Genomic DNA, 3,169 nt, shown 5'->3' on the forward strand with positions numbered 1-3,169 from the left:
GTCGCCCGCACCGCGGGGTCCAGCCGCGCACCGCGCGCCCAGTCGACCGCATTCATGAATTTCTTTCCGGGCGGCTGGATTTGACCCAGCCGCACCGGATCCGAACCCGTGCCAACCCAGACGCTCTTGCGGTCCACGTGAATGGCGCCGGGTGACAACGGTTCTGGCGGGCCGGGCGTCGCCGACGCCTCGGCAGTCTGCACCGGGCCCAGTTTGATGCGCAGGCCGCCGAGCAGCGTCCAGGCGCCGGGGTGGGGGGTGACGGCACGGATGCGGCGATCGACGACCTGGGCCGGCAGGTCCCAGCGCACCCGGGCCTGCTCGACGGTGATCTTCGGCGCGATGCTGACCCCCTCGGTGGGTTGCGGCACCGGCGTCAGGGTCGCGTCGGCGATGCCGTCCAGCGTGGCCGACAACAGTTCGGCACCCGAAACAGCGAGTCGCCCAAGCAATTCCCCGGCGGTGTCGGTGGGCCGGATGGTCTCGGTCACCACGCCGTAGATCGGGCCGGAGTCCAGGCTCGGCTCGATCCGGAACGTCGAGGCCCCGGTGATGCCGTCCCCCGCGGCGATGGCCGCCTGCACCGGGGCGGCGCCGCGCCAGGCGGGCAGCAACGAGAAGTGCAGGTTGATCCAGCCCTTCGCGGGCACCCCGAGCAGGCCGTCGCGCAGCAGCGCGCCATAGGCCACCACTGCGCAGCAGTCCGGGGCCAACCGCGCCAGCTCGCCGACGAATTCGTCGGAGTTCGGCCGCGACGGCCGCAGCACCGGGATGCCGCGCTCAAGCGCCTCGCGGGCCACCGGCGACGGCTCCGGCTTGCCGCGCCGTCCCGCCGCGGCGTCGGGACGGGTCAGCACCGCGACCACCTCGTGACGCGGCGAGTCGATGAGGCGGCGCAATGCGGGAAGCGCGGGTTCGGGGGTTCCGGCGAAGACAAGGCGCACCGGGTCAGTCTAGAAAGCGGCGGACGCGGGCCGGACCGGCCGGCCGAATGTGCGTGCGTATACTATTGCTTATGGCTACTATTTCTAGGAGTCAGTGTCTTCCGGTGTGAACCGCGCAGCCGATTCGCGTCGACAACGAGGTCGAAAGACAAATCCCTTCCCTCTCAAGGAGGTCTAGATGACCCTCGACGCTTCCATCAGCGACGCCTCGGTGGCCGCAACGCATCGCACGGTATGGGCCCTGGGCGACTACGCGCTGATGGCCGAGGAAGTGATGGCCCCGCTCGGTCCCGCCCTAGTCGAGGCCACCGGCATTGGGCCGGGCGTGCGGGTTCTCGACGTCGCCGCCGGCTCGGGCAACATCTCGCTGCCGGCGGCCGCGACCGGCGCCACCGTCGTGTCCACCGATCTCACCCCCGAGCTGCTGCAACGGTCGCAGGCCAGGGCCGCGGCGCGGGGCCTGACCCTCGACTACCGGGAAGCCAACGCGCAGGCGCTGCCGTTCGGCGACGGTGAATTCGATGTCGTCATGTCGGCGATCGGTGTCCAGTTCGCCCCCAACCAGCAGCGCGCCGCGACCGAACTGGTCCGGGTCTGCCGACCGGGCGGCACCATCGGCGTGATCAGCTGGACCCCCGAGGGATTCTTCGGCCGGATGCTCGCCACCATTCGGCCCTACCGGCCGAGCCTGTCGCACCCCGCGCCGCCGGCGGCGCTCTGGGGCCGCCCCGGCTACGTCGCCGCGCTGCTCGGCGACCAGATCAGCGACCTCAGCGCGACGCGAGGCATGTTGGCGGTCAACCGATTCGACAGCGCCGAGGCCGTGCACGCGTATTTCAAGCAGCACTACGGCCCGACGATCGAGGCCTACGCGAACATCGGCCACAACCGCGTGCTGGCCGCCGAGCTCGACGCCCAGCTCATCGAACTCGCGCAACAACACCTGACCGACGGCACCATGGGCTGGGAGTACCTGCTGGTGACCGCCGAGAAGCGGGCCGGCTAGGCCCGGCCGGCTACAGGCCGACCTCGGCGTCCAGGTGGACGTCGGGTTCGCCGCCGGCCGCGGTGAAGGCCGTCAGCGCGCGCACCAGTCCGTGGCGCTCCGGCGGCGGCATCTTCGCCACGATGGCCGCAATCTCGGCGCGCCGGTGCGCGGTCACCTGGTTGACGACGTCGCGGCCGCGCGTGGTGAGCGCGGCGAGCAGTTCGCGCCGCGAGGTCGGGTGGGGCAACCGGTCGATCAGCCCGGCGGCGACCAACCGGTCCACCATCCGGCCGGTGGCCGACGGTTGCACGCCCAGCAGGCCGGCAAGGGTGGCGAGGTTGACCGGGCCGCGATTGGACAGGATCACCAGCGTGCGGAACTGCGCGATGGTGATGGTCTCGTCGACCTGCCCCACGGAGCGCGCCGAGATCGCCATCAGCAGACGGGAGGCCGTCAGCAAAGCATCGGTGATGACGTCCAATGACTCGTCAACGGCGGTGTTGTCCGCTGTCATATCGCCCTCCCCGGATCGTTCCGGCCTATCGGCGGCTAAGGATGAGAAAGTGTAGCAACCTTCTAATGTCGTAAGAAGAGATTATTGCATCGACATATTGTCGCCCAGGGTAACGGTTTATGAAGGTTAGCCGATGTGCAACGGGTCGATCTGCACCCGGGCCGGCTCATGGGTCTGCCGGGCGCTGAGCACACCGACGCCGCGGCGCAGCGCCGCCGCCAGCGCCAGCCCCTGCTGACGGGGCACCCGCACCAGCATCCTGGTCACCGGCGCGCCGGGCGGGGTTCCGGCCGGGCGGCGCACCCCGGGCGGAAGGTCGACGGGGCCAAGCAAATCCGCGTGCAGCGACTCCTGGTCGGTCAGCCGGGCCTCGTCGAGCAGCGCGGTGACCGCGCCGGCTGTCCCGTCGATGGCCGCCATGTGCACGCTGGGCGGCAGACCCACCTCGGCCCGCGCGGTCACCTCGGCCTCCGCGTGACCCACCGGGTCCCAGCGGATCAGGGATTGCACTGTGGGCAGCGACGATTCGGCAACCACCATCACCACGCCGCCGTCACCGCGGGCACGCACCAGCGCCGCCGCGCTCATCCAGCGCCACAGCGCATCCTCGGCCGCCCGTAGGTCTTGCCGGCCCAGCAGCGCCCAGGTGTCCAACAGCAGCGCCGCCCCGTAACCACCGGACGCCTGTGGCTCGGCGCCGGGGGTGGCCACCACCAGCGCGGG

The 3,169-nt window shown here is 70.9% G+C and carries 3 protein-coding genes and 1 pseudogene; 1 reads left to right on the forward strand and 3 read right to left on the reverse strand.

Going from position 1 to position 3,169, the window contains the following annotated elements; all coding sequences use genetic code 11:
* Window positions 1–944 (reverse strand): methionyl-tRNA formyltransferase (gene fmt, locus DQP58_RS26305; RefSeq protein ID WP_112710959.1); only part of this gene is annotated, 944 nt, incomplete at its 3' end.
* A 178-nt stretch (window positions 945–1,122) separates the two neighbouring features.
* Here fmt and DQP58_RS26310 point away from each other — a divergent pair.
* Window positions 1,123–1,950 carry a class I SAM-dependent methyltransferase gene (locus tag DQP58_RS26310; protein WP_112710960.1) on the forward strand — a complete coding sequence of 276 codons (828 nt, stop codon included), beginning with the start codon at window positions 1,123–1,125 and terminating at the stop codon, window positions 1,948–1,950.
* A gap of 10 nt (window positions 1,951–1,960) precedes the next feature.
* On the opposite strand, the gene DQP58_RS26315 is transcribed toward DQP58_RS26310, so the two are convergent.
* Both DQP58_RS26315 and DQP58_RS26320 read right to left on the reverse strand, forming a co-directional pair.
* Window positions 1,961–2,446 (reverse strand): MarR family winged helix-turn-helix transcriptional regulator, encoded by a 486-nt coding sequence (locus tag DQP58_RS26315; RefSeq protein WP_112710961.1) that lies wholly within the window; start codon window positions 2,444–2,446, stop codon window positions 1,961–1,963.
* Between the two features lie 126 nt (window positions 2,447–2,572).
* A pseudogene (locus DQP58_RS26320) lies at window positions 2,573–3,169 on the reverse strand (primosome assembly protein PriA); the annotation flags it as partial.

Source organism: Mycobacterium colombiense (assembly GCF_003284975.1).
In the GTDB taxonomy this organism is placed as follows: domain Bacteria; phylum Actinomycetota; class Actinomycetes; order Mycobacteriales; family Mycobacteriaceae; genus Mycobacterium; species Mycobacterium europaeum_A.

Bases quoted from the DNA above. Each gene is read 5' to 3' on its own strand.
- DQP58_RS26310 (WP_112710960.1), top strand. From the start codon at position 1,123: ATGACCCTCGACGCTTCCATCAGCGACGCCTCGGTGGCCGCAACGCAT.
- DQP58_RS26315 (WP_112710961.1), bottom strand. From the start codon at position 2,446: ATGACAGCGGACAACACCGCCGTTGACGAGTCATTGGACGTCATCACC.